The sequence below is a fragment of the Uliginosibacterium sangjuense genome (assembly GCF_059132465.1).
This window is the reverse complement of the sequence record NZ_CP101132.1, coordinates 666,147-688,365: the sequence shown is the minus strand read 5'-3', so window position 1 is coordinate 688,365 and position 22,219 is coordinate 666,147. Positions and strand designations below refer to the sequence as shown.

The window sequence follows — 22,219 nt, the reverse complement described above, 5'->3', positions numbered from 1 at the left end:
CCCCCGGAAAGTGGATTCCCGCGTTCGCGGGAATGACGGACTTGACTCGCTGCGCCTTGCCGTCGGGGCACACCAATGATCATGCACGAAATGATGTGGCAACACTGGCGCCTGGAGCGCGATGCGCAAAAGCTCGCCTGGCTCACGCTGGACTGCGCCGGTGCCAGCACCAACACGCTGGGCAGTGCGGTCATCGCCGAGTTGGCACAGGCCATCGCGTTGCTGGAACGCGAGCAACCGGCAGGGCTGGTCATCCGCTCCGGCAAGGAAGCCGGCTTCATCGCCGGTGCCGATGTCGAGGAATTCACGCGGCTCGCCGATGGCGCCGCCGCGCGTGCGCTGGTGCAACGTAGCTGGGATCTGTTCAATCGCATCGAGGCCCTGCCCTTCCCCACGCTGGCCCTGATCCGTGGCCACTGCATGGGGGGCGGGCTGGAGCTGGCCCTGGCTTGCCGCTACCGCATCGCAGTGGATGAGCCGGGCACGCGCATGGCATTGCCCGAGGTGATGCTGGGCATCGTGCCGGGCTGGGGTGGCATGCTGCGTCTGCCGCGCCTGATCGGCCCGGCCGCCGCGATGGACATGATGCTCACCGGCAAGCAGATCGACGCCAAGCGCGGCAAGCGCATGGGCCTGGTGGACGATACGGTGCCACCGCGTGTGATGGACAATGCCGCGCGCATGCTGGTGCTGTCGGGCCAGCCGGCGCGCCAGCCCGGCCTGGTGCAACGCCTGCTCAACGGCCCGCTGAAGGCGGTCGTGGCGAGTGGCGCGCGCAAGCAGGTGGCGAAGAAAGCGCGTGCCGAACACTACCCGGCACCCTACGCGATCATCGACATCTGGCAGCATTTCGACGGCAATGCGCTGGCCGTGCCGGCGGGGCACCCCGCGTCCTTCGAGCACCTGCTGTCGCAGGGCACGGCGAAGAACCTGGTGCGCGTGTTCTTCCTGCAGCAACGCCTCAAGGCGCTGGGCAAGGACGATGCGAACGATTTCGCACCACGCCATGCGCACGTGGTCGGCGCCGGCGTGATGGGCGGCGACATCGCGGCCTGGTGCGCGTTGCGCGGCATGACCGTGACGCTGCAGGACCAGGACATCGAGCGCATCGCGCCGGCCATCAAGCGTGCCGCTGACAGTTTCAGCAAAAAGTTCCGTGGCGACCGCAAGCAGGTGCGCTTCGCGCTAGACCGCCTGATCGCCGACCCGCGTGGTGATGGCGTGCGTCAGGCGGATGTCATCATCGAGGCGATCTTCGAGAACCTGGTCGCCAAGCATGCGCTGTTCCGCGACATCGAGGCCCGCGCCAAGCCCGAGGCGGTGCTGGCGACCAATACCTCCAGTCTGCGCCTGGAAGACATCGCCCAGGCGCTGAAGCAGCCGGAGCGCCTGGTCGGCATCCACTTCTTCAATCCGGTGGCGATGATGCCGCTGGTCGAGGTGGTGGCCGGCGAGCGCAGCGACCCGGTACAGGTGCAGCGTGCGATGCGCTTCGTGCACAAGCTGGACAAGCTGCCGCTGCCGGTGAAGAGCGCACCGGGCTTCCTCGTCAACGCGGTGCTCGGCCCCTACCTGCTGGAAGCCATGCGCTGCGTGGAGGAAGGCATCGCACCCGAGGCGGTGGATCGTGCAGCGACCGACTTCGGCATGCCCATGGGGCCGATCGAGCTGGCCGACACGGTGGGGCTGGACATCGCACTCGCCACTGGCAAGGCACTGACCGGCAGCAGCGACGCGCCAGGACGCCTGCAGACGCTGGTTGCAGCGGGCAAACTGGGGCGCAAGAGCGGCGAAGGCTACTACCGCTGGCAGGACGGCAAGGCGATCAAGGCTGGCGGCGCGCAGCCACCCATCGGCCTGGCCGACAGGCTCGTCAAACCCCTGCTTGCGGCAACGCAAACATGTGTTTCAAACGGGGTTGTCGCCGACGCGGACCTGGCCGATGCCGGCGTAATCTTCGGCACCGGTTTTTCGCCCTGGACGGGCGGCCCCATGAACTACACCGCGAGCCAGCCAAGAACATGACCGAACTGCCCCAGCGCGAGCCAGTGCTGCGCGTCCTCCCCCTGCCCAAGGATCTCAACGCCGCCGGCGACGTGTTCGGCGGCTGGATCATGGCGCATGTGGACATCGCCGGCTCCATTCCGGCCGCGCGCCGCGCCAAGGGGCGCATCGTGACCGTCGCCGTCAACTCCTTCGTGTTCAAGGAGCCGGTCTTCAAGAGCGATCTCGTCAGCTTCTATGCCCACATCATCCGCGAGGGTACGACCTCAATGACGGTGGAAGTCGAGGTCTATTCCGAACGCGACCCCGCCAACCCGAAAGTCGTCAAGGTGACCGAAGCCACCCTGACCTATGTAGCCATCGACGCCAGGGGGCAGAAGCGACCCCTGCCGCCCGTTTGACCACGCTTCATTCCTTCACCACGGATCACGACCTAGCAGGAGACAAACCGATGAACAGAACCACGATCGCCCGCAGCATCGCCGTCATGGCCGCCCTGCTGGCAGCACAGGGCGCCAGTGCCTCGGGCTTCCAGCTCCTCGAACAGAACGCCAGCGGCCTGGGCAACGCCTACGCGGGTTCCGCCGCCGTGGCCGACAACGCCAGCACGATCTACTTCAACCCGGCCGGCATGACGCAGTTGCAGGCGCGCGAGGTGTCGGTCGGCCTGTCCCTGATCAAGCCCAGCTACAAGTTCAGCAACAACGGCTCCACCGCCGCCCCCGGCGTGCCGTTGTCGGGCAGCAACGGTGGCGACGCGGGCGACATCGCCGCGCTGCCCAACGGCTACATGTCCTTCGCCCTCAGCAAGGACTGGTACCTGGGCCTTGGTTTCGGCGCTCCCTTCGGCCTGAAGACCGAGTATGACGAAGACTGGGTCGGCCGCTTCCAGTCGCTGACCTTCGACATCAAGACCTACAACATCAACCCCTCGGTGGCCTGGAAGATCAACGAGGCCGTGTCGCTGGGCGCCGGCCTGAACTGGCAGCGCATGGAGGCCACCTATGAGCGCATGGCCGCCGTCAGCAGCGTCGCGCTACAGAACACCAAGGTGACGCTGGACGCCGACAACGACGCTTGGGGTTGGAACATCGGCGCGCTGTTTACGCCGTCCGCCAGCACCAAGATCGGCGTGTCCTACCGCTCGGCGATCAAGCATGAACTGGAAGGCGGTCTGTCCTTCAGCGGCACGGCGGCCGGCCTGTCTCCGCTGACCACCAACATCGACGCCAAGGCCGATCTGAAACTGCCCGACACCGCGATCATCAGCGTGGCGCAGCAACTCAACCAGACCTGGGAGATGCTGGGCGACCTATCCTGGACCGGCTGGGGCAAGATCAACACGGTCGACATCGTGCGTACTAGCGGCGCATTGTCCGGCACTACCGCGCAGACCCTGGACGCCCACTTCAAGAACACCTGGCGCGTTGCGCTGGGCGCCAACCAGAAGCTCAACGAGCAATGGAAGATGCGCTACGGCATCGCCTGGGACCAGGCACCGGTCAAGGGCGCCGACTCGCGCCTGGTGTCGCTGCCCGACCACGACCGCCTGTGGCTGTCGATCGGCGCTGGCTACGCTATGTCCAAGGCCTCGCGCCTGGACTTCGGCGCCGCCTACCTGATCATCAAGGACACTGAGATCGACAACAACCAGATCTCGTCCGGACGTGGTCGCGTGACCGGCACCTATGAAGGCAGCGTCCTGATCATGGGTCTGCAGTACTCGCAGGCCTTCTAAGCCCTGTCCAGGGCCACCCCGCTCGGGGTGGCCCCCGCTCCACAACAACAAGAATGTCCGGGGTGCCAGAAATGGCATGCCGAGGAGCGGCTCATCCCTCAACCGGAGAAACCCATGTCCAACTTCATCATCCGCAAGGTCGGCGTACTCGGGGCCGGCGTGATGGGCGCGCAGATTGCCGCCCACTGTGCCAATGCCGACGTGCCGGTCATCCTGTTCGACCTGCCGGCCAAGGAAGGTCATCCCAGCGGCATCGTCACCAAAGCGCTCGACGGGCTCAAGAAGCTCGAACCCAGCCCGCTCGCCACCGCCGATCGCGTGCAGTGCATCGAGGCCGCCAACTACGACCAGCACCTCGCACGGCTCGCCGAATGCGACCTGATCATCGAGGCCATCGCGGAGAAGATGGAGTGGAAGCAGGACCTGTATCACAAGGTCGCGGCGCACATCCGGCCCGACGCGATCTTCGCCACCAATACCTCCGGCCTGTCGATCAATCGCCTGGCCGAAGCCTGCCCGGCCAGCCTGCGCCCGCGTTTCTGCGGCGTGCACTTCTTCAACCCGCCGCGCTACATGTCGCTGGTGGAGCTGATCCCCTGCCACGGCACCGAGGCCGCACTGCTGGACGACCTGGAGAGCTTCCTCACCACAACGCTGGGTAAGAGCGTGGTGCGCGCGCTGGACACGCCCAACTTCGTCGCCAATCGCGTCGGCGTGTTCTCCATCCTCGCCGTCATGCACCATACGCAGCGCCTGGGCCTGGGCTTCGACGAGGTCGATGCGCTGACCGGCCCGCTGATCGGCCGCCCCAAGAGCGCGACCTATCGCACCGCCGACGTGGTGGGCCTGGATACCCTGGCGCACGTCGTGAAGACCATGACAGACAACCTGCCGGACGATCCCTGGGCCAAGTACTACGCGACGCCGGAGTGGCTCGCGGCGCTGATCGCCAAGGGCGCGCTGGGCCAGAAAACCCGCGCCGGCATCTATCGCAAGGACGGCAAGCAGATCAAGGTCGTCGACCTCAGGCTGCAGGACTACCGCGACAGCGGCGCCGAGGTGGACGAAGAGGTCATCAGCATCCTCAAGCAGAAGAATCCGGCCGAACGCTTCGCACAACTACGTGCCAGCACGCATCCGCAAGCGCAGTTCCTGTGGGCCATCTTCCGCGACGTGTTCCACTACGTGGCAGTGCACCTGACCCACATCGCGCATAACGCCCGTGATGTGGACCTCGCCATGCGCTGGGGCTTCGGCTGGGCACAAGGCCCATTCGAGACCTGGCAGGCGGCCGGCTGGAAGCAGATTGCCGAGGCCATCCGCGACGACATCGCGGGCGCCCGCACGATGAGCGACGCGCCACTCCCCGCCTGGGTGTTCGAGGTGGAGGGCGTGCATGGCCCTGCAGGCTCATATGACGCCGTCAGTGGCACCCTCAAGGGTCGCTCCACGCTGCCGGTGTATCGCCGCCAGTTGTTCCCCGAGCGTGTGTTCGGCGAAGTGCAAGACGCCGGCCGCACCCTGTGGGAAAACGACGAGGTGCGCATGTGGACGCTCGACGACGAAGACGGCGCGCAGGTGCCGGTTCTGTCGTTCAAAAGCAAGATGTGCGCGGTCGGTCCGGTGGTGCTGGACGGCATCATCGAAGCGGTGCGACGCGCCGAGCGCGACCACGCCGGCCTGGTGATCTGGCAACCGACAGCACCCTTCTCTGTCGGCGCCAACCTTAAGCAGATCCGCCCGGTGCTGGAGGCCGGCGACTTCGTCACGCTGGAAGGCATCGTCGCCAAATTCCAGCAGATGTCGCAGACCCTCAAGTACGCGCAGGTGCCCGTCATCGCCGCCGTCAATGGCATGGCCCTGGGCGGCGGCTGCGAGATCGTCATGCACAGCACGCGCGCAGTGTGCGCGCTGGAGAGCTACATCGGCCTGGTCGAAGTCGGCGTGGGCCTGATTCCGGCCGGCGGCGGCTGCAAGGAGTTCGCCATCCGCAGTAGCGAGATGGCAGCCCGCACCGCGATCAACGACCCGATGATCTGGCTGCAGAACGTGTTCCAGACCCTCGCCATGGGCAACGTGGCCAAGAGCGCCCGCCACGCCAAGGAACTGGGCCTGCTGCGCGAGTACGACATCGTGATCACCAACCCCAATGAACTGCTGCATGTGGCGCGCAAGACCGCGCTGGGCATCGCCGCCGCAGGCCACCGTCCGCGCCTGCAGCCGGGCCTCGTCCCGGTGGCCGGTCGCGGTGGCATCGCCACGCTGGAGATGATGCTGGTGAACATGCATGCCGGCAGCATGATCTCGGACCACGACTACCGTGTCTCCAAGGCCGTCGCCACCGCACTGTGCGGCGGCGACGTGGAGAACGGCAGCCTGGTCACCGAGCAATGGCTGCTCGACGTGGAGCGCTACCAGTTCGTCGAACTGCTCAAGGCGCCCGAGACGCAGGCGCGGCTGGTGCACATGCTGGAAACCGGCAAGCCGCTGAGGAACTAACCTGGCGAAAAAGACGTAGGGTGGGTTCGGCGCGGAGCGACAACCCACCATCTGCAACGGCAAGACGGTGGGTTGCTTCGCGAACCCACCCTACCCCCTCGACTCCCGCCTGCGGGAGTAACGGAACAGAGAGGAAACAAGCATGAACAAACAGATCCAGGACGCCTACATCGTCGCCGCCACCCGCACTCCGGTGGCCAAGCGCCGCGGCGCCTTCAAGAACGTCCGCCCCGACGACATGCTGGCCCACGTGCTGCGCGCCGTGGTGGCCAAGGCGCCGGGCCTCGACCTCAAGGAGATCGGTGACGTCATCGTCGGCTGCGCCATGCCGGAAGCCGAGCAAGGCATGAACGTCGCCCGCATCGGCCTGCTGCTGGCGGGCCTGCCGGATACCGTGCCCGGCATCACCATCAACCGCTTCTGCTCATCCGGCGTGAACGCGGTGGCGGATGCAGCCAAGCGCATCCAGCTTGGCGAGGCGGATGTGATGATCGGTGCCGGCACCGAATCCATGACCATCATGCCGCAGATGATGGGCAACAAGGTCGCGATGAACCCCGCCTTCTTCGAGCACGATGAGAATGTGGCCATCGCCTATGGCATGGGCATCACCGCCGAGAAGGTCGCGCAGCAGTACAAGGTCACCCGCGACGAGCAGGATGCCTTTGCCATGGCCTCGCACCAGAAGGCCTGCGCGGCCATCGCGGCCGGCCACTTCCGCGACGAGATCACGCCTTACCTGGTGCAGGAGCATCAGCCGGACTTCAAGACCAGCGCCGTGCGCGTGGTCGAGCGCCTGGTCGAGAACGATGAGGGCCCGCGCCCCGACAGCTCGCTCGAAGGCCTGGCCAAGCTGCGCCCGGTGTTCGCCGCGAAGGGCAGCGTCACCGCCGGCAACAGCTCGCAGATGTCCGACGGCGCCGGCGCGGTGCTGCTGATGAGCGAGGCCGCGCTGAAGCGCTACCAGCTCACGCCGATTGCCAGGTACAGCGGCTTCGAGGTCGCCGGAGTACCGCCTGAAGTCATGGGCATCGGCCCGATTGCGGCGATCCCCAAAGTGCTTCAGCGTGCCGGCGTGGCCCAGGATGCGCTGGACTGGATCGAACTCAACGAGGCCTTTGCGGCGCAGGCGCTGGCCGTCATCAAGACGCTGGGGCTGGATGCGGCCAAGGTGAACCCGCAGGGCGGCGCCATTGCACTGGGCCACCCGTTGGGCGCCACCGGCGCGATTCGCGTGGCGACCTTGATGTCCGCCATGCAGCGCAACCCGGCGCTGAAGTACGGCATGGTCACCATGTGCATCGGCACCGGCATGGGCGCGGCTGGTCTGTTCGAGCGCTGCTGAGCACCCGCGACCGCCCATCCTCTGAGAGGAGGACGGGCGGTCGACTCCCGACTCCCTACATCCTCACCCGCAGCCACTGCGCCGCCAGCCCCAGCCACTCATGCGTGGCGTACCAACCAGCATAGGCACTGGTCATACTGGGCAGAAAGTCGACGAAGAACTCCTCGCCTGCGCTGTCGCCGGTGAAGAAGGCGGTCGGCGCGGGGATCACCTCAAAGCCTTGCAGGCGGAATTCATTGCTCGCCCGCCACATGTGGGCCGCATGCGTCACCAGCACGATGCGCTGGATTCCCGCCGCACGCAGGATCGGCGCGGACAGGCGTGCATTGTCGGCGGTGTCGAGCGAGCGATCCTCAATCCACTGCGCGCGCAGATTGAAGTCCAGTTGCAGCGCTTCGTCCATGACGCGTGCCTCCGAGCTGTCACAGGTCGGGTTGCCACCCGTCAGCAGCACCGGCAACTTGCTCAGGCGCGCCAGGCGCGCGCCATAGCGCAGGCGCTCCAGGGTCAGACGGCTGGGCGCCGGCCCCTGGTACTCCTGCGTGAAGGCGCGCTGCCCACCGGCCAGGATGACGATGGCCTGGGCCCGCTCCATTTGTGCGGGCTGGATGGCGGGGAAGCGCTCCAGCGGACGCGTCATCAGCGCCACCGTGAAGGGCGTGCTGAGGAACAACGCCAGGCCCAGCCCGGCCCAGGCCATGCCGCGCCCCACACGCGGCCGCCAGCGCATCAGCAGCAGGCCCATGGTAATCAGCAGCAAGGGCAGCAAGGGCGGCTTGAGCAAGGCGCCCACAATCTTCTTGAGTATCAGTCCGAGCGGCAGGTCCATCGCAGGCAGCGCCGCAATCGCGGCTTCTAATCCAGGGGGCTTGGCCGTATTATCGCAGGCAAAACCGGCGGGGCACTGCATGCACCCGCCCACAAAGGAGAGTGTGAGGCGTGCGCGAACTGGTCCTGGCGATGATCGCCGTCCTGCTGGTGTACCTGCTATGGCTGGTTCTGCGCTGGTGGCGACTGTCCCGAAAACCAGCCAGCCCTGCATCTTCGTTGCAGTTTCGCGAACCGGTGCTCAACAGCAGCATCCTGCCCGCGGACTCCAATCGCGCCAGCGGCACCGCCTCGCATTCCGCGCACATCGACACACTCGCCGACGAATCGGATGAAGAGGACGGGGAAGTCGCCCCCGCCACCTACACCAAACCCCGCCCGCCGGCCGAACCCGACGCCTCGGCCTTCGGCTTCGATGCCTTGCTGGAGGTGCGCCAGCAGCGTCATCTGGTCGACGAACTGCGCAGTGAGGTCGACGCGCTCAAACAGGACATTCAGCAGTTGCGCCAGGATCTGGCCGACCAGCGCGCCGCCTCGCGCGTGTCGCCACAGTACGGTGAGGCCGTCTCGCTGGCGCGCCGCGGCCTCGATGCCAGTGCCATCGCCGAGCGCTGCGGTATCTCGGTGGCCGAAGCCGAGTTGGTGCGCTCGCTGCTGGCCATGTCACCCTCAGGAGAATGAAGATGCAGGAACAGCTTGCCACCCGCCCGGATGACGCCCAGCGCACCCGTCGCCAGTTGCTGGTACGCGGCGGTACGGTGGCCGCGCTGGTCGTGGCCTTGCTGGCCGTGCTGGTGATTCTCGACAAGCCACAGTCACCCGAAGAGCTGGAGGCCCCGGTAGTGGCCCGCACCGTGACGCCACAGAGCCCGCTCTCGCCGCCGGAGGTGTCCGCCCCCAGTCTCGCCGACAGCGCGAAGGACATGGTGGCCCAATCGGCCGATGCCCCCAGCGTGGAGCAGGCCTCGCTGGCCGCCTCCCCCGAGGTGGCCGCCAGCATGCCGCAAGGCGTACCCGAGGAAACGATGGACCCTACCGCACCGGTGCTGGGGGTACCCGCCAAGGTGCCGCCCACGGCGGTGGTGCGCGAGCCGGTGACCAAGCCGGCTGGTGTGCCTGTCACGCCACGCCTGACCGTGGGTGCCGAGCCCGTGAAGCCTGTGGTCACCAAGCAGGACGCCAAGACACCGCCGGCAATCAAGGACGGCTACGTGGTTCAGCTCGGGGTGTTCACCGACTACGACAATGCCGAGCAGCTCTACAAGCGCCTGCAGGCCGCCGGCGTCAGCGCACGCCTCGAAACGCGGGTGCAGGTGGGTCCGTTCAAGTCGCGCAACGAGGCGGTCGCCGCGCAGGCCCAGTTGAAGAAACTGGGCATGGAGTCCGGCATGGTGGTCGCCGGGCACCCGCGCTGAGCGCTACAACAACTGCTCCATCTGTGCCGGCAGCTCCTGGCATAGCTCGATGCGCCACAGCGCGTCCTCGCGCTCCAGCATGAGCTTGGCCAGCAGCCCAGGGTCGAGGCTGGCCGCGATCTCGGTCGGGGCATGCCCGGCGTCCAGCCCGTCGGCCACCGCCGAGGCCAGGGCCACGATGGAGGCCAACATGCCGGCCTCCGCCACCAGCGGTTTCTCATACCAGCGCAGCGCATTCTGGATCTCCGGCGGAAAGCTCCAGCGCGCCGCCAGCTCGGCCCCGACCTCGCAATGATCGGTCTCGATCAGCGAATGTTCGATCTTTAATAACTGCTCGCCTTTGGGCCCACCCTCGCGCGACAGTTGCCGCGCCGCCGCCGGGTAGGCCAGGTGGATCAGCAGGCTGCCCAGGCGGTGCATCAGGCCCGCCGTGTAGGCGAACTCCTGGTTCACGCCCTCACGCTTGCCGAAGGTACGCGCCACCCCGGCACTGACCATCGAATGGCGCCAGAAGCGGCGCATGTCCAGGCCCTCGATCGGCTTGAACGAACGCGACATGCCAGACGCGATGGTCACCGAGCGCAGGGCCGACAGCCCGATCATGGTGACCGCACCGTCGATCGCACCTATCTTGCGGCTGGCGCCGTACAGGCTGGAGTTGGCCATGCGCAGCACCTGGGCGGACAGGGCCTGGTCCTGTTTGATCTGGCCGACCAGCGAAGCGATGTCGACATCGTCCTTGCACAGGGACGCGATCAACTCCTGCACGACCTTGGGAATACTGGGCAGGCGGGGGATGTTGGCGAACAGCTTGTCGACGGCGGCGCTCATGGGGAACAGACTCCAGAGGGACTGATCCCCTGGATTACGGCCGCGGCGGCGCCGGACTGAATAGGCAGTAACCGCAGGCTCAAACCGCGATCTTGAACACCACTTTGAACACGGGCTCCGCCGCCTCACCCACACGCAGGCCGGGCATGTGCGCATCCTCCGGCCACAGCAGCATGAAGCCGCCGGCGTTCACGGTCAGCAGCTCGCCCTGGCCGTCAAGGAACAGCAGGTCGCGCGCCTCGTCATGCTCGCGCAGGCGCATCGAGGACTGTGGCGCCCAGCCGATCTGCTCGCGCCCGGCATGGATGTACTGCAGGTCGATGTAGCGCCGGTGCGACTCCCAGAAACCTTCACTGTGCGGCTTGGCGTCATAGCGCTGGACCAGCGCGAAGAGCTGGTCGCCCACGATGTCATGGCGCCGCGCCGGCAGTTCCTCCAGTTTCTGCGTGCGCAGGAAATCGAAAGCCTGGGCGAACAGCGGGTGGAGGGATTCGTAGCGCGCCGCGTTGGGCAGGTAGTCGATGATCATGGCGTGGTCCGGTCAGGTCACAGGGAAAGGACGATGCCGCAGCATGCCTCAAGCCGCCTCACCACATCTTGACCAGGCGCGACGATCCAGCCGCAAAATCTTGTGTCGCGGCCTTTTCCCCGGGCTTTACTTGCTGGTGAGCTTGATGAACTTGGTCATCAGCTCATCCTTGCTTTCGACACGGTCGGGGTTCAGCGGAATGCAGTCGACCGGACAAACCTGCTGGCACTGCGGCTCGTCGTAGTGGCCCACGCATTCGGTGCACTTGTCGGGATTGATCTCGTAGATTTCGGCGCCCTGGGAGATCGCATCGTTCGGGCATTCTGGCTCGCAGACGTCGCAGTTGATGCATTCGTCGGTGATCATCAAAGCCATGGGTTCTTACCTCGGTTGTTGCTGCAGGCTGCTCGCCTGTCTGGAAGTGAATAGGGAAGGAAAGCCTCACACCTGCCCGGCCGCGACCTTGCGCTTGATGCGCTCGTTCACACTGGGCTGCACGAAGGTGCTGACGTCGCCACCCAACACGCCAATCTCGCGCACCATGGTGGCGGACAGGAACATGAACTCGTCGCTTGGCGTGAGAAACATGGTCTCCACGTCAGGGTGCAGGCGGCGGTTCATGCCCGCCATCTGGAATTCGTACTCGAAGTCGGACACCGCGCGCAGGCCGCGCACGATGACCTTGGCGCCCTGGCTGCGAATGAAGTCGATCAGCAGACCCGAGAAGCCATACACCTCGACGTTCTGATAGACGGAGAGGACTTCGCGCGCCATCTCCACCCGCTCGTCGAAGGTGAAGAAAGGGCGCTTGCCGCTGCTCGCAGCCACGCCGACGATCAGACGGTCGAACACGCCGGCGGCGCGGCGCACGAGATCCTCATGGCCACGCGTGAGCGGATCGAAGGTTCCGGGGTAGACGGCGATGTGCTGACTCATGGTTCATCCTCGCGGGCGAGCAGGTGATAGTGCACCTGCCCGGCCTTGCCTGCCTTGATGCTGCACAGGTGGCCCAGGCGCTCGATTGGGTGCTCGGCCTCGGCGTAGACGCGCCCTCCAGGCGCCAGCAAGGCCTCCAGACTGGGCGCGATGCGCTCCAGCCACCCCTGATTGTACGGGGGGTCGAGAAAGATGATATCGAAGCGGCGCCCCGCAGTCTGCGCAAATTTCGTCGCATCGCCGCGCACCAGGCGCACCCGCGACTCGGCCTTGAGGCTGGCGACGGCAGCGCGCAGATGCTCCACCACGCGCGGCGCCAGTTCCACCATGACCACCTCGGCCGCGCCGCGCGAGGCCGCCTCCAGCCCCAGCGCACCGCTGCCGGCGAAGAGATCGAGGCAGTGCAGGCCATCGAGGTCTTGCCCCAGCCAGTTGAACAAGGTCTCGCGCACGCGGTCCGGCGTCGGCCGCAGGCCGATCGCATCCGGCACCGTGACCATGCGCGAGCGCCACTCGCCTCCGACGATGCGCACCTTGCTCATGGCTGGCCCGGCCCGCCCACCACCACGGTGATCAGGGCGTCGGGCTTCACATGCCGCGCAAAGGCCGCCATCACGTCCTCGCGCGTGAGCGCCCGCACCCGCGCCGGAAAGGTGTCCAGCGAATCGAGCGGGCTGCGGTAATACGCGATCGACGCAACCTGGCCCAGCACCTTGCGATTGGTATCCAGCCCCAGGGCCTGGCCGTTGATGAGATTGTCCTTGGCCGCCTGCAGCTCGGCCTCACTGGGCCCCTCGGCGAGAAATTTCGTCAGCACCTCGCGCACCACCGCGACAGCCTGATCCGCCTGCTCCGCCTTGGTCTGCAGGCCGATCTGGAACGGCCCCTGGGCCAGACCCGGCGCGACGTAGCTATAGACGCTGTAGGCCAGGCCACGCGCATCGCGCACCTCTTTCATCAGGCGTGACACGAAGCCGCCACCGCCCAGCACATAGTTGCCCAGGCGCAAGGCCAGGGTGTCCGGATCGTTACGCTTGATCGTCGGCAGGCCGATCGCCACATGCGCCTGCGCCGAGGGGTGGGCGATGCGCTCGCTGAACGCCTGCGGCAGCGGCGCGTCCGCCACCGGCGGCAACACCTCGCCTGCGGGCAGTTCGGCGGTCAGGCGCTGCACGATGCGCTCGGCCTCTGCGCGGGTGAGGTCGCCGACCAGGGTGATCACCATGCCGCGTGCGACGTAATGGCGCTGATGGAAGCGCAGCAGGTCCTCGCGCGTGATGCGGCCGAGGTCCTCCTCCCGCACATTGCGCCCGTAAGGATGCTCGCCGTACATGCGCTCGGAGAACCGCCGCCCCAGCACCGCGGCCGGCTGGGTGGCCGCCTCGCGCAGGCCGGCGATGCGCCGTGCGCGCTCGCGCTCCAGCACCTCCGGCGGAAACACCGGTTTGCTCAGCACCAGGCGCAGCAGGTCGAGTGCGGCATCACGCTCGGCCGGATTCGACAGCACCCGAAGCGACAGGCTCGCCATGTCACTGCCGGCGTCACCGCCCAGTTGCGCGCCGACATCGGCGAGGCGGTCGGCGATCTCGTTCTCGTCCAGCACGCGCGCACCGTCCTGCACGCCGGTGTCGAGCAGGCCGTGGGTCAGGCCGGCCACGCCACGCCGATCCGCCGGATTGCGCACGCCGCCGGCGTCGATGTCGAGCTGCACGTCGATCATCGGCAGGTTGTGGTCTTCGACAAGATAGACCCGGCTCCCCTTGTCCGTGGTCCAGTGCTGGATGGATATGCCCGCCTCCGCCACACCGGCCGTCAACAAGGCGATGGGCAACAGCAGGGCAAGGGCGGCATGCCGCGGCGAGTATGCGATTCTCATGATGCGTTCTCTCAGTGACGCAGGCCGGCTGCGGCGCGGGGCGGGTCGGACTTGAGCGGCAGCGGCACAAGTTCGGCGACGGTCAGTCCGTCATCGCCGAGCAGGCCTTGCGCGGCCGCTTTCACCTCGGCCGCGCTCACCGCGCGCAGGCGCTCGAACACGCGCGCCTCGTCGCGCCACGACCAGCCGAGGATCTCGAGCCCCCCGATCTGCATCGCCTGCCCCATCTGCGAATCGCGACTGAAGACCTTGGCGGCGACGAGTTGCGCCTTGACGCGCGCCAGCTCACGCTCGCTGACGCCCTCCTCGGCCACCCGTCGCAACTCGGCGCGCAGGTCCTGCTCAAGCTGGGCCACGGTCACCCCTGCGCTGGGCACGCCTTCCAGAATGAACAGGCTCTGCTGACCGCGCGAGGTAGCGTCATAGCCCGCGCCGACCGACACCGCGCGCCGGCTCTCCTTGACCAGCTTGCGCGGCAGGCGCGCGCCGTCATAACCGTCGAGCACCGCGCCCAGCACCTGCAGGGCCAGCGCGCCACGCGCCTGCGGGCTGTCCTCGTCGGCTGCACGCAGCGCCGGCGCGCGCCAGGCCAGCACCAGATAGGGCAGTTCGGCCGGCGCCTTCACCGTGACGCGCCGCAGTCCGGCCTGCTCCGGCTCGCGCTGCGCTTTGCGCGGGGGCAGTGACACCTGCGCCAGGCCCCCGTAGATCTCGGCGGCCTGGCGGAACACCTCGGCATGATCGACATCACCGACCACCACCACGATGGCATTGTTCGGGCCGTACCAGCGCGCGTACCAGTCGCGCGCATCCTGCGCACGCATGTTGTCGAGGTCCTGCATCCAACCCACGATGGGGCGACCATAGGGATGCGCCTGGTAGACGGCCGCCATCAGACTCTCGAAGACGCGTGCGCGCGGCTGGTCGTCGGTGCGCAGGCGGCGTTCCTCCTTGATGACCTCGATCTCCTTGGCGAAGGCCTGGTCGTCGATCACCAGGTTGCGCATGCGGTCGGCCTCCAGGCGCATCACCTCGCCCAGGCGCGCCGCCGGTACGCGCTGGAAATAGGCGGTGTAGTCCTGGCTGGTGAAGGCGTTGTCGCTGCCACCCAGGGCCGCCACGCGGCGGTTGAACTCGCCCGGGCCGATCTCGCGCGTGCCCTTGAACATCATGTGCTCCAGCGCATGCGCCACGCCGGTCGTACCGCTCAGCTCGTCCATGGCGCCGACGCGGTACCACACCATGTGCACTGCGGTAGGCGCGCGCCGGTCCTCCTTGACCACCACCTTCAAGCCATTGGGCAGGGTCGTCTCCCAGGGATTGGCCCGCAACGGCAGGCTGCAGGCCAGGAGGGCGAGGCACAGCAGGCGCAGAAGGAAGGATGAAGGCATCTGTTAGACTTTCCGGGTTTCGGGCCGCCCCCGCCAGCCACAGGCTGACGCTCGGCGCGGCATCATAATTCAAGCACGGGCAGGACTGTCCGCCCGGCTTTCCGACCGTCACCCCACATGTTTAGTTTCTTCAAGAAGAAAGCCGCGCCCGCGACCGAGACGCCCGCCGCCACGCCAGAGGCCGCGCCCGTCCAGGCGCCGCAGACCGACACGCCGGCCAAACTGTCCTGGCTGCAGCGCCTGCGCAGTGGCCTGTCACGCACCGCCGACCAGATCGGCGGCCTGGGCGACCTGTTCTCGCGCCGCAAGATCGACGAGGACCTGCTGGAAGACCTGGAAGCCACGCTGCTGATGGCCGACTGCGGCGTGGAGGCCACCAACGCCCTGCTGCGCGAACTGCGCCAGCGCTGGAAGCAGGACAAGCTGGAAACCGGCGAGCAGTTGCGCGCCGCGCTGGCCGAGGCCTTGCGCGACCTGCTGCAGCCCTTGCAGGCGCCGCTGCAGGCCGACGGCCATCGCCCCTTCATCATCATGCTGGCCGGCGTCAACGGCGCCGGCAAGACCACCTCCATCGGCAAGCTGGCCAATCATTTCCAGGCTCAGGGCAAGAGCGTGCTGCTGGCCGCCGGCGACACCTTCCGCGCCGCCGCGCGCGAACAACTGGTGGAATGGGGGCGGCGCAACAACGTGACCGTGATCGCGCAGGACGGCGGCGACCCGGCCGCGGTGGCCTTCGATGCGATCAGCGCGGCCAAGGCACGCAGCATCGACGTCGTGCTCATCGACACCGCCGGCCGCCTGCCCACCCAGTTACACCTGATGGAAGAGATCGCCAAGGTGCGCCGCGTGATCCAGAAGGCGGAACCCAGCGGGCCACATGAGGTCCTGCTGGTGCTGGATGCCAACATTGGCCAGAACGCGCTGGCCCAGTTGCACGCATTCGACAAGGCCGTCGGCGTGACCGGCCTGGTCGTGACCAAGCTGGACGGCACGGCCAAGGGCGGCGTGATCGCCGCGATCGCCCGCACCCACCCGAAACCGCTGCGCTTCATCGGCGTCGGCGAGGGCATCGAGGACCTGCAGCCCTTCGAGGCCACCGACTTCGTCGACGCCCTGCTGGCCCCGCGCGAGAGCTGAACACCGAACGTCTGCTTACATCTTGCCGCCGAACGGACTGGAACTCGACGACCCAGCCCCCATCTGACCAGGCATCAACATAAGGAGAACATGATGCCCCAGACCCGGACCCGCACCCAGCAGAACCTGATCGCCCTCACCTTCGCCTCGGTGCTCGCCACGACAGTCAGTGCGTGGGGACTCAACTGGAACAAGGACGCGAACCGCGACACGCGCAGCACGACGCGCGAACAGACGCAACAATTGGATGACAAGGACGGACCTGCCCGCTGAGCGCCAGGGCGGCGCCACTCACAGGTTGCAGAAGGTCAGCTCGAAAGGCACATCCGTCTCGGCCTGGCGCGGGCGGGTAATCAGCTCGGGCGCGACGAAGCGGATGTTGAAGGCATATTTGTTGGCGCTGATCTCGGGCACCACCGCCCATTCGCGCTCCAGGCGCAGGCGCACCATCTGCACCGTGCGCCCGCCCATCATCATCTGATAGACGCCACGCCGCGCCACCTGGCTCTCGGTACGGCCGCTGGCGCGCAACAGGCGCAGCACGATGGTCAGGCCGTCACGCAAGGGCAGCAAGGGCTCCAGCCAGTGCTGCAGGTCATGACGTCGCTCGGCGGGATCGCGATTGAGCCAGAAGTGATAGGACGGCAGGTCGAATTCGCACACGCCACCCGGTATGTTGGAACGTGAGCGGATGGCCATCAGCCACTCGCTGTCGCGCACGTACTGACCCACCTTGCCGGACATGCCCAGCAGCGCCGTACTGGCCTGCTCGATCTCGTACAACGCACCGGCCAGGGCTTCTTCGGAGATCTGTGGATTGTCACGGAAGGCATGCAGAATCTGGCGCTGGCGCTCCAGTTCCTGCACCAGGTCGACCTTGAGGTCGGCGCGGCCGGCAACTTCCAGCAGCTCGAACAGGGTCAGCAGACCCGCATGGTGTTCGTAGGCCCCTTCCGAGGTCGAGAAGTACAGCGCCTTGTCGAACAAATCCTCCAGCCGCAGCAGGGTGCGTATGCGCTCACCGAGAGGATATTCGTAGGTAATCACCGCAACGCTGCCGCTTTTCTGTTGATTTTCTATGGCCTGGAGAAACTGCCGAGCATCATAGCACCGTGCCGGTGCGTTTTTGCTCCGCCTCCCGTATACACCGCAGGTGCAAAGCCTCCACCTGCGGCGCCAGGGCGTCGAGCGCCCCGTCGTTGTCGATCAGGGTATCCGCGAGTGCGGCACGTTCGGCACGACTGGCCTGGCTGGCCATGATGGCGCGCACCTCGGACTCACTCAGCCCACTGCGCTGCATCACGCGCTGCACCTGGGTGTCTTCACGGCAATCCACCACCGCGATGCGATCGCAGCGCGTGCGCCAATGCGAGCCCTCGACCAGCAGGGGCACCACCAGTACGGCATAGGGTCCATCGGCCTCCGCCAGCGCCGCTTCAGCCTGGGCGCGGATCAGGGGATGGAGAATGCCTTCGAGACGCGTACGTGCGGTCGCGTCGGCAAAGACCAGGCGGCGCATCGCGGCACGCTCAAGCGCCCCTGCGGCGTCGATCATTGCATCACCGAACGCGTGCCGGATTGGCTCGATGGCCGCGCCCCCGGGCTGCGTAAGTGTGCGCGCGAGCAAGTCGGCATCCACGATGCTGGCACCCAGCCGGCCCAGTTGCTCGGACACGGCAGACTTGCCGCTGCCTATCCCGCCGGTGAGCCCCAGCACGAAGCCGCGCATATCAGCCCGCCGTGCAGGCCGTGGGCTCGCTGCCCTTGAGCGATTCGGCCGCGCCCTGGCGTGCCAGCTCGATCAACTCGGCGGGCCCGCTCAGACGGATGCGCGAGCTGGCGTTCTCGCGCACGGTGATCTTGGCGGTGCGGATGTTCTTCTTCTGCAAGCCCTCGAAGAAGCGATTGGCGGCAGCCTCGTTGCGATAGAGCCCGAGCGACACCGCCCACTGATCAGGCCCCTCTTCCTTGACCAGAAAGATGTCCTGATAGCCCATCTGACGCAGGTCCGCGATCCGCTTCTCAGCACCCGCGCGCGCCCCTTGCGGCGGAATGTTGACCCAGTAGGATCGGGTGCCTGGCAGCGCCTCCTCGCGCAGGGTCAGGCCATCGCCCGCGCTGCGCACAGCGGCGTTGAGGGCCGCGACCTGCTCGCTCGACAGGGCGGCCCACTCGATGCAGACCTGTGCCCCCGCCGCGCTGGCCGGCGCCTCTGCCCCTGCCGCAGCGGCTTGTGGTGCCGCGTCGGGGGCAGCCACAGCAGCAGGTGCCGAGGCTTCGCCGAGCAGGCGCACCTGCTCCGGATGCAGTTGCGTCTCCAGGCGCTCGGGCTCGCGGCCGCTGCTGCCCAGCAGGTCAACCCCGAGGCGAGGCGAAAGCCACAAACCGGCCAGCACGAGATTGGCGAGCAGCAACAACTGGAAGCTAGTGCGGGCGATCATGGTTTCGATGGCAGGACGGCGGAAGGGCCTGATTATCCGGCGTGCGGCAGGCAGGCGGCAACCACTGCGCCGGCCGGCGGCTCAGCCCTGGCGAGCGATTTCCAGCAAGCCCTCAAGCACCAGCCAGGGCGCCACCAGCAGCGGGGCCGCGATGAATGCCTGCAAGCGCTCCGCCGCACCACCACTGAGCAGCACCGGCGCGCCCGCCGGCAATTGCGCGCGCAGCCGCTCGATGGCCCCGAGCTGGGCGTGCAGGCAGCCGTTGTAGATGGCATCGGCAGTGTTGCGCGGCAGCGCCTGGGGAACCCCTTCGGCCAGCGGCAGACGCGCGGTGCCACGGGCGAGCGAAGCGCGCATCAGGTCGAAGCCGGGAAGGATGCAGCCACCAGCAAAGCTGGCTTCGGCCGTCAGCAGGTCGACGGTGGTGGCCGTGCCGGCGTTGACCACCAGGCAGGCAGTCCGCCGCCAGTGCCAGGCGCCGATGAGGGCAGCCCAGCGATCAGATCCCAAGGCCTGCGGGCGCTCATACGCGTTGCGCACCCCAGCGCGCACCGCGCTGGCCTGCAGCCACTCCACAGACGCCGCCGCGTCCCCCAGGGAAGTTCGCAGTTGCTGCTCGACCGCCTCGCCCGCGACGTTGCTGACGACGACCCGCGGCCCCTGCGTCAAGGCGTGGGCCAGCCAGGCGCAGTGGGACAAGGCGTCGTAGGCGAGAGCCTCGCGCTGCAACCAGTCGTGGCCGTCGTGCAGGCCGAGCTTGAGGCGGGTATTGCCCGCGTCGATGAGGAGAAACATGGCTGGATGCTGGCGCGCAATAGGCGCCGGCGTCAATGGCGGCGGCGCACATGCATGCTCCGCAACGCGCCCGAAGGCGGCGCCCGACCGGGCTGTTACAGCCGCTTACTGGGCCCCGGCAAACACTGGACGCAGGCTGACCTCGCCACCCCACACATGACGGACCCGTCCGCCGGTCTCGAGCAGCAGCGCCCCTTGCTCGTCCACGCCGAGACAGAGGCCGCGCATCTCCCGCCCTTCCTGCCACACCCGTACCGGCAGGTGATGGAAAGCATTGCGCGACGACCATTCGGCGCGCAGACCGGCAAAGCCATCGGCGGAAAAGCTGTCCAGCACCTCGATCAAGGCGCGCAGCAGCGCCGCCAGCAGCGACTCCTGGCTGCACGAGAAGCCGGCGTCGGACAGGGCTGCGCAGGGTTGGCCGACCATGCTCGCGCGCTCGGCATCCTCCTGCAGATTGAGACCAATGCCGATCACCGCGGCGATTTCACCCTGGGCACCGACCGCCTCGACCAGCACGCCGCCCAATTTGCGTCCGTACAGCAAGACGTCGTTGGGCCATTTGAGCGCCAGGCCATCCACACCCAGGCACGCCAGCGCGCGGGTGACCGCCACACCCACGGCCAGGCTGAGCCCATGCAGCGGGAAGTTGTGCGGGAAGCGCCACAGCAGGGAGAAAGTCAGGCTGGCGCCAGGCCTCGCATGCCAGCTACGCCCGCGCCGCCCGCGCCCGGCGCTCTGGCGCAGCGCAAGCAGCACCTGGCCGCCGGGAGCCCCTGCGGCCGCCTGCTGCAGCAGGCTGGTGTTGGTGGACGCGCATTCCGGCACGAGCCTGAGTTCGCAACGACGGGCGAAGTCGCCGAGGATGTCTTGGACCAGGGAGAAATCCGGGCCGGGAGGGAGGGACGGCAGGTTGATCACGTACAGCAGGGCTTGAAACTGGGGCAGGCGCGCAGTCTAGCCGGCCCGGCCCGGCGGGGCCAGCCGCTCTTGCGGGCATGCGCCCGCACGAGCGGCGCATAGGACTCAGGCGGGCTCGTGCGGCTCCTCGCGGCCGCCATCTATCCCCAGTTCCTGGATCTTGCGCGTGATGGTGTTGCGACCGATGCCGAGGATCTGCGCCGCCTCGACGCGACGCCCGCCGGTCGCCGCCAGCGCACGCAGGATCAAGGCGCGCTCGAAGTCGCGGCTGAGACGGTCGAACACCTCGCCCGGCGAGGAGATCAACAAGCGATCGGCCTCGCCATTGAGTGCCGCCAGCCAGTCTGTGCCCACCACCGGCGCGGCCGCGCCGACCTCGCGCATCTCGGCCGGCAGATCGGCCAGATCCACCATCTGCCCCGGCGCCATCACGGTGAGCCAATGACAGAGGTTCTCAAGTTGGCGCACATTGCCGGGAAAGTCCTGCGACTGCAGATGGCGGACCGCCGCCTCGGTCAAACGCTTCGGCTCAACCCCCAGTTGCTGCGCGCTCTGCGCAAGAAAGTGGCGCGCCAGCAGCGGGATGTCGTCGCGCCGCTCGCGCAGCGGCGGCAGGCGCAGGCGGATCACGTTGAGGCGGTGGAATAAGTCCTCGCGGAACTGTCCGTCGCGCACACGCTGTTCCAGATGCTGGTGGGTCGCCGCAATGACCCGCACATTGGCCTTGACCGGAGCATGCCCGCCGACGCGGTAGAAGTGACCGTCCGACAGCACGCGCAGCAGGCGGGTCTGCAATTCGGCCGGCATGTCGCCAATTTCGTCGAGGAACAAGGTGCCCCCCTCCGCCTGCTCGAAGCGACCGCGCCGCTGCGCCGCCGCGCCGGTGAAGGCGCCGCGTTCATGACCGAACAGTTCGGACTCCAGCAGATCGCGCGGGATCGCCGCCGTGTTGATCGCGACGAACGGGCCTTCCTTGCGCGGGCTGTGACGATGCAGGGCACGCGCCACCAACTCCTTGCCGGTGCCTGACTCGCCATTGATCAGGACAGTGGCATGCGACTGGGAGAGCCGGCCGATGGCGCGGAACACCTCCTGCATCGCGCCGGCCTGGCCCAGGATCTCGGGCACGCTGGTCACTGCCTCTATCGCACCAACCTGGTGCGTGCTTTCCTCCAGCGCGCGGCGCAGCAGATCAAGCGCCTGATCCACGTCGAAGGGCTTGGGCAGGTACTCGAAGGCGCCGCCCTGGAACGCGGCCACCGCGCTGTCCAGGTCGGAATAGGCGGTCATGATGATGACCGGCATGTTGGGATGACGCTCCTTGGCCTTCTGCAGCAGTACGAGGCCAGACTCACCGGGCATGTGGATGTCGGAGATCAGCACCTTGGGCGGGCTGCCGGCCGACTCCAGCACGGTCAGCGCCTCGGTTGCCGAGGAGAAACTGCGAAAGCCGATGTTCTCGCGCGCCAGCGCCTTTTCGAGCACCCAGCGGATGGAACGGTCGTCATCAACAATCCACACAGGATTCATAAG

23 protein-coding genes are annotated in these 22,219 nt (G+C 67.2%); 9 read left to right on the top strand and 14 right to left on the bottom strand.

What is annotated here, in order from left to right:
- Positions 1–75 precede the first annotated feature (75 nt).
- From NMB43_RS03120 to NMB43_RS03100, 5 genes are all read left to right on the top strand, one after another.
- A complete protein-coding gene (locus tag NMB43_RS03120) occupies positions 76–2,025 on the top strand; it encodes a 3-hydroxyacyl-CoA dehydrogenase NAD-binding domain-containing protein (RefSeq protein WP_494350701.1) in 1,950 nt (649 codons plus the stop codon).
- A complete protein-coding gene (locus NMB43_RS03115) occupies positions 2,022–2,405 on the top strand; it encodes an acyl-CoA thioesterase (RefSeq protein ID WP_494350700.1) in 384 nt (127 codons plus the stop codon). Before NMB43_RS03120 ends, NMB43_RS03115 begins: the two co-directional genes overlap by 4 nt.
- 50 nt (positions 2,406–2,455) lie before the next feature.
- Positions 2,456–3,742 carry an OmpP1/FadL family transporter gene (locus tag NMB43_RS03110; protein ID WP_494350699.1) on the top strand — a complete coding sequence of 429 codons (1,287 nt, stop codon included), beginning with the start codon at positions 2,456–2,458 and terminating at the stop codon, positions 3,740–3,742.
- 114 nt (positions 3,743–3,856) lie between these two features.
- Positions 3,857–6,241 (top strand): 3-hydroxyacyl-CoA dehydrogenase/enoyl-CoA hydratase family protein, encoded by a 2,385-nt coding sequence (locus tag NMB43_RS03105; RefSeq protein WP_494350698.1) that lies wholly within the window; start codon positions 3,857–3,859, stop codon positions 6,239–6,241.
- 142 nt (positions 6,242–6,383) lie between these two features.
- Positions 6,384–7,586 (top strand): acetyl-CoA C-acyltransferase, encoded by a 1,203-nt coding sequence (locus tag NMB43_RS03100; RefSeq protein ID WP_494350697.1) that lies wholly within the window; start codon positions 6,384–6,386, stop codon positions 7,584–7,586.
- 55 nt (positions 7,587–7,641) lie between these two features.
- Here the strand turns inward: NMB43_RS03100 and NMB43_RS03095 are convergent, their stop codons facing one another.
- Positions 7,642–8,415, bottom strand: a complete 774-nt coding sequence (locus NMB43_RS03095) for a YdcF family protein (RefSeq protein WP_494350696.1) — start codon at positions 8,413–8,415, stop codon at positions 7,642–7,644.
- Between the two features lie 110 nt (positions 8,416–8,525).
- Here NMB43_RS03095 and NMB43_RS03090 point away from each other — a divergent pair, with 110 nt between their 5' ends.
- A complete protein-coding gene (locus NMB43_RS03090) occupies positions 8,526–9,095 on the top strand; it encodes a DUF2802 domain-containing protein (protein ID WP_494350695.1) in 570 nt (189 codons plus the stop codon).
- Positions 9,096–9,097: 2 nt separating this feature from the next.
- Positions 9,098–9,829 (top strand): SPOR domain-containing protein, encoded by a 732-nt coding sequence (locus tag NMB43_RS03085; RefSeq protein ID WP_494350694.1) that lies wholly within the window; start codon positions 9,098–9,100, stop codon positions 9,827–9,829.
- A 3-nt stretch (positions 9,830–9,832) separates the two neighbouring features.
- Here NMB43_RS03085 and NMB43_RS03080 read toward each other — a convergent pair whose 3' ends face one another.
- The 7 genes from NMB43_RS03080 to NMB43_RS03050 all read right to left on the bottom strand — a co-directional run bounded on the left by NMB43_RS03080 (position 9,833) and on the right by NMB43_RS03050 (position 15,392).
- Positions 9,833–10,660 carry an HDOD domain-containing protein gene (locus NMB43_RS03080; RefSeq protein ID WP_494350693.1) on the bottom strand — a complete coding sequence of 276 codons (828 nt, stop codon included), beginning with the start codon at positions 10,658–10,660 and terminating at the stop codon, positions 9,833–9,835.
- A gap of 79 nt (positions 10,661–10,739) precedes the next feature.
- Positions 10,740–11,189 carry a NanQ anomerase/TabA/YiaL family protein gene (locus NMB43_RS03075; protein ID WP_494350692.1) on the bottom strand — a complete coding sequence of 150 codons (450 nt, stop codon included), beginning with the start codon at positions 11,187–11,189 and terminating at the stop codon, positions 10,740–10,742.
- Positions 11,190–11,315: 126 nt separating this feature from the next.
- A complete protein-coding gene (locus NMB43_RS03070; RefSeq protein ID WP_494350691.1) occupies positions 11,316–11,564 on the bottom strand; it encodes a YfhL family 4Fe-4S dicluster ferredoxin in 249 nt (82 codons plus the stop codon).
- 66 nt (positions 11,565–11,630) lie between these two features.
- A complete protein-coding gene (coaD, locus tag NMB43_RS03065) occupies positions 11,631–12,125 on the bottom strand; it encodes a pantetheine-phosphate adenylyltransferase (RefSeq protein ID WP_494350690.1) in 495 nt (164 codons plus the stop codon).
- A complete protein-coding gene (rsmD, locus tag NMB43_RS03060; protein ID WP_494350689.1) occupies positions 12,122–12,667 on the bottom strand; it encodes a 16S rRNA (guanine(966)-N(2))-methyltransferase RsmD in 546 nt (181 codons plus the stop codon). Before rsmD ends, coaD begins: the two co-directional genes overlap by 4 nt.
- Entirely contained in the window at positions 12,664–14,001 is a 1,338-nt protein-coding gene (locus tag NMB43_RS03055; RefSeq protein ID WP_494350688.1) for a M16 family metallopeptidase, read from the bottom strand. The genes rsmD and NMB43_RS03055 overlap by 4 nt, the downstream gene beginning before the upstream one ends.
- An 11-nt stretch (positions 14,002–14,012) precedes the next feature.
- Positions 14,013–15,392 (bottom strand): M16 family metallopeptidase, encoded by a 1,380-nt coding sequence (locus NMB43_RS03050; RefSeq protein ID WP_494350687.1) that lies wholly within the window; start codon positions 15,390–15,392, stop codon positions 14,013–14,015.
- A 117-nt stretch (positions 15,393–15,509) separates the two neighbouring features.
- On the opposite strand from NMB43_RS03050, the gene ftsY reads away from it, so the two are divergent.
- Complete coding sequence (gene ftsY, locus NMB43_RS03045) at positions 15,510–16,529, top strand: signal recognition particle-docking protein FtsY (protein WP_494350686.1); 1,020 nt, start codon at positions 15,510–15,512, stop codon at positions 16,527–16,529.
- 93 nt (positions 16,530–16,622) lie between these two features.
- Positions 16,623–16,802 (top strand): hypothetical protein, encoded by a 180-nt coding sequence (locus NMB43_RS03040; RefSeq protein ID WP_494350685.1) that lies wholly within the window; start codon positions 16,623–16,625, stop codon positions 16,800–16,802.
- 18 nt (positions 16,803–16,820) lie between these two features.
- Here the strand turns inward: NMB43_RS03040 and zapD are convergent, their stop codons facing one another.
- The 6 genes from zapD to ntrC form a co-directional block, all read right to left on the bottom strand.
- Complete coding sequence (gene zapD, locus NMB43_RS03035; protein WP_494350684.1) at positions 16,821–17,576, bottom strand: cell division protein ZapD; 756 nt, start codon at positions 17,574–17,576, stop codon at positions 16,821–16,823.
- A 55-nt stretch (positions 17,577–17,631) separates the two neighbouring features.
- A complete protein-coding gene (gene coaE, locus NMB43_RS03030; protein ID WP_494350683.1) occupies positions 17,632–18,258 on the bottom strand; it encodes a dephospho-CoA kinase in 627 nt (208 codons plus the stop codon).
- Position 18,259: 1 nt separating this feature from the next.
- On the bottom strand, positions 18,260–18,970 hold the full coding sequence (locus tag NMB43_RS03025) for an SPOR domain-containing protein (protein ID WP_494350682.1): 711 nt from the start codon (positions 18,968–18,970) through the stop codon (positions 18,260–18,262).
- 81 nt (positions 18,971–19,051) lie between these two features.
- Positions 19,052–19,765 carry a type III pantothenate kinase gene (locus tag NMB43_RS03020; protein WP_494350681.1) on the bottom strand — a complete coding sequence of 238 codons (714 nt, stop codon included), beginning with the start codon at positions 19,763–19,765 and terminating at the stop codon, positions 19,052–19,054.
- 105 nt (positions 19,766–19,870) lie between these two features.
- Positions 19,871–20,686 carry a biotin--[acetyl-CoA-carboxylase] ligase gene (locus tag NMB43_RS03015; protein ID WP_494350680.1) on the bottom strand — a complete coding sequence of 272 codons (816 nt, stop codon included), beginning with the start codon at positions 20,684–20,686 and terminating at the stop codon, positions 19,871–19,873.
- 105 nt (positions 20,687–20,791) lie between these two features.
- Positions 20,792–22,216 (bottom strand): nitrogen regulation protein NR(I), encoded by a 1,425-nt coding sequence (ntrC, locus tag NMB43_RS03010; protein ID WP_494350679.1) that lies wholly within the window; start codon positions 22,214–22,216, stop codon positions 20,792–20,794.
- Between the last annotated feature and the right edge of the window lie 3 nt (positions 22,217–22,219).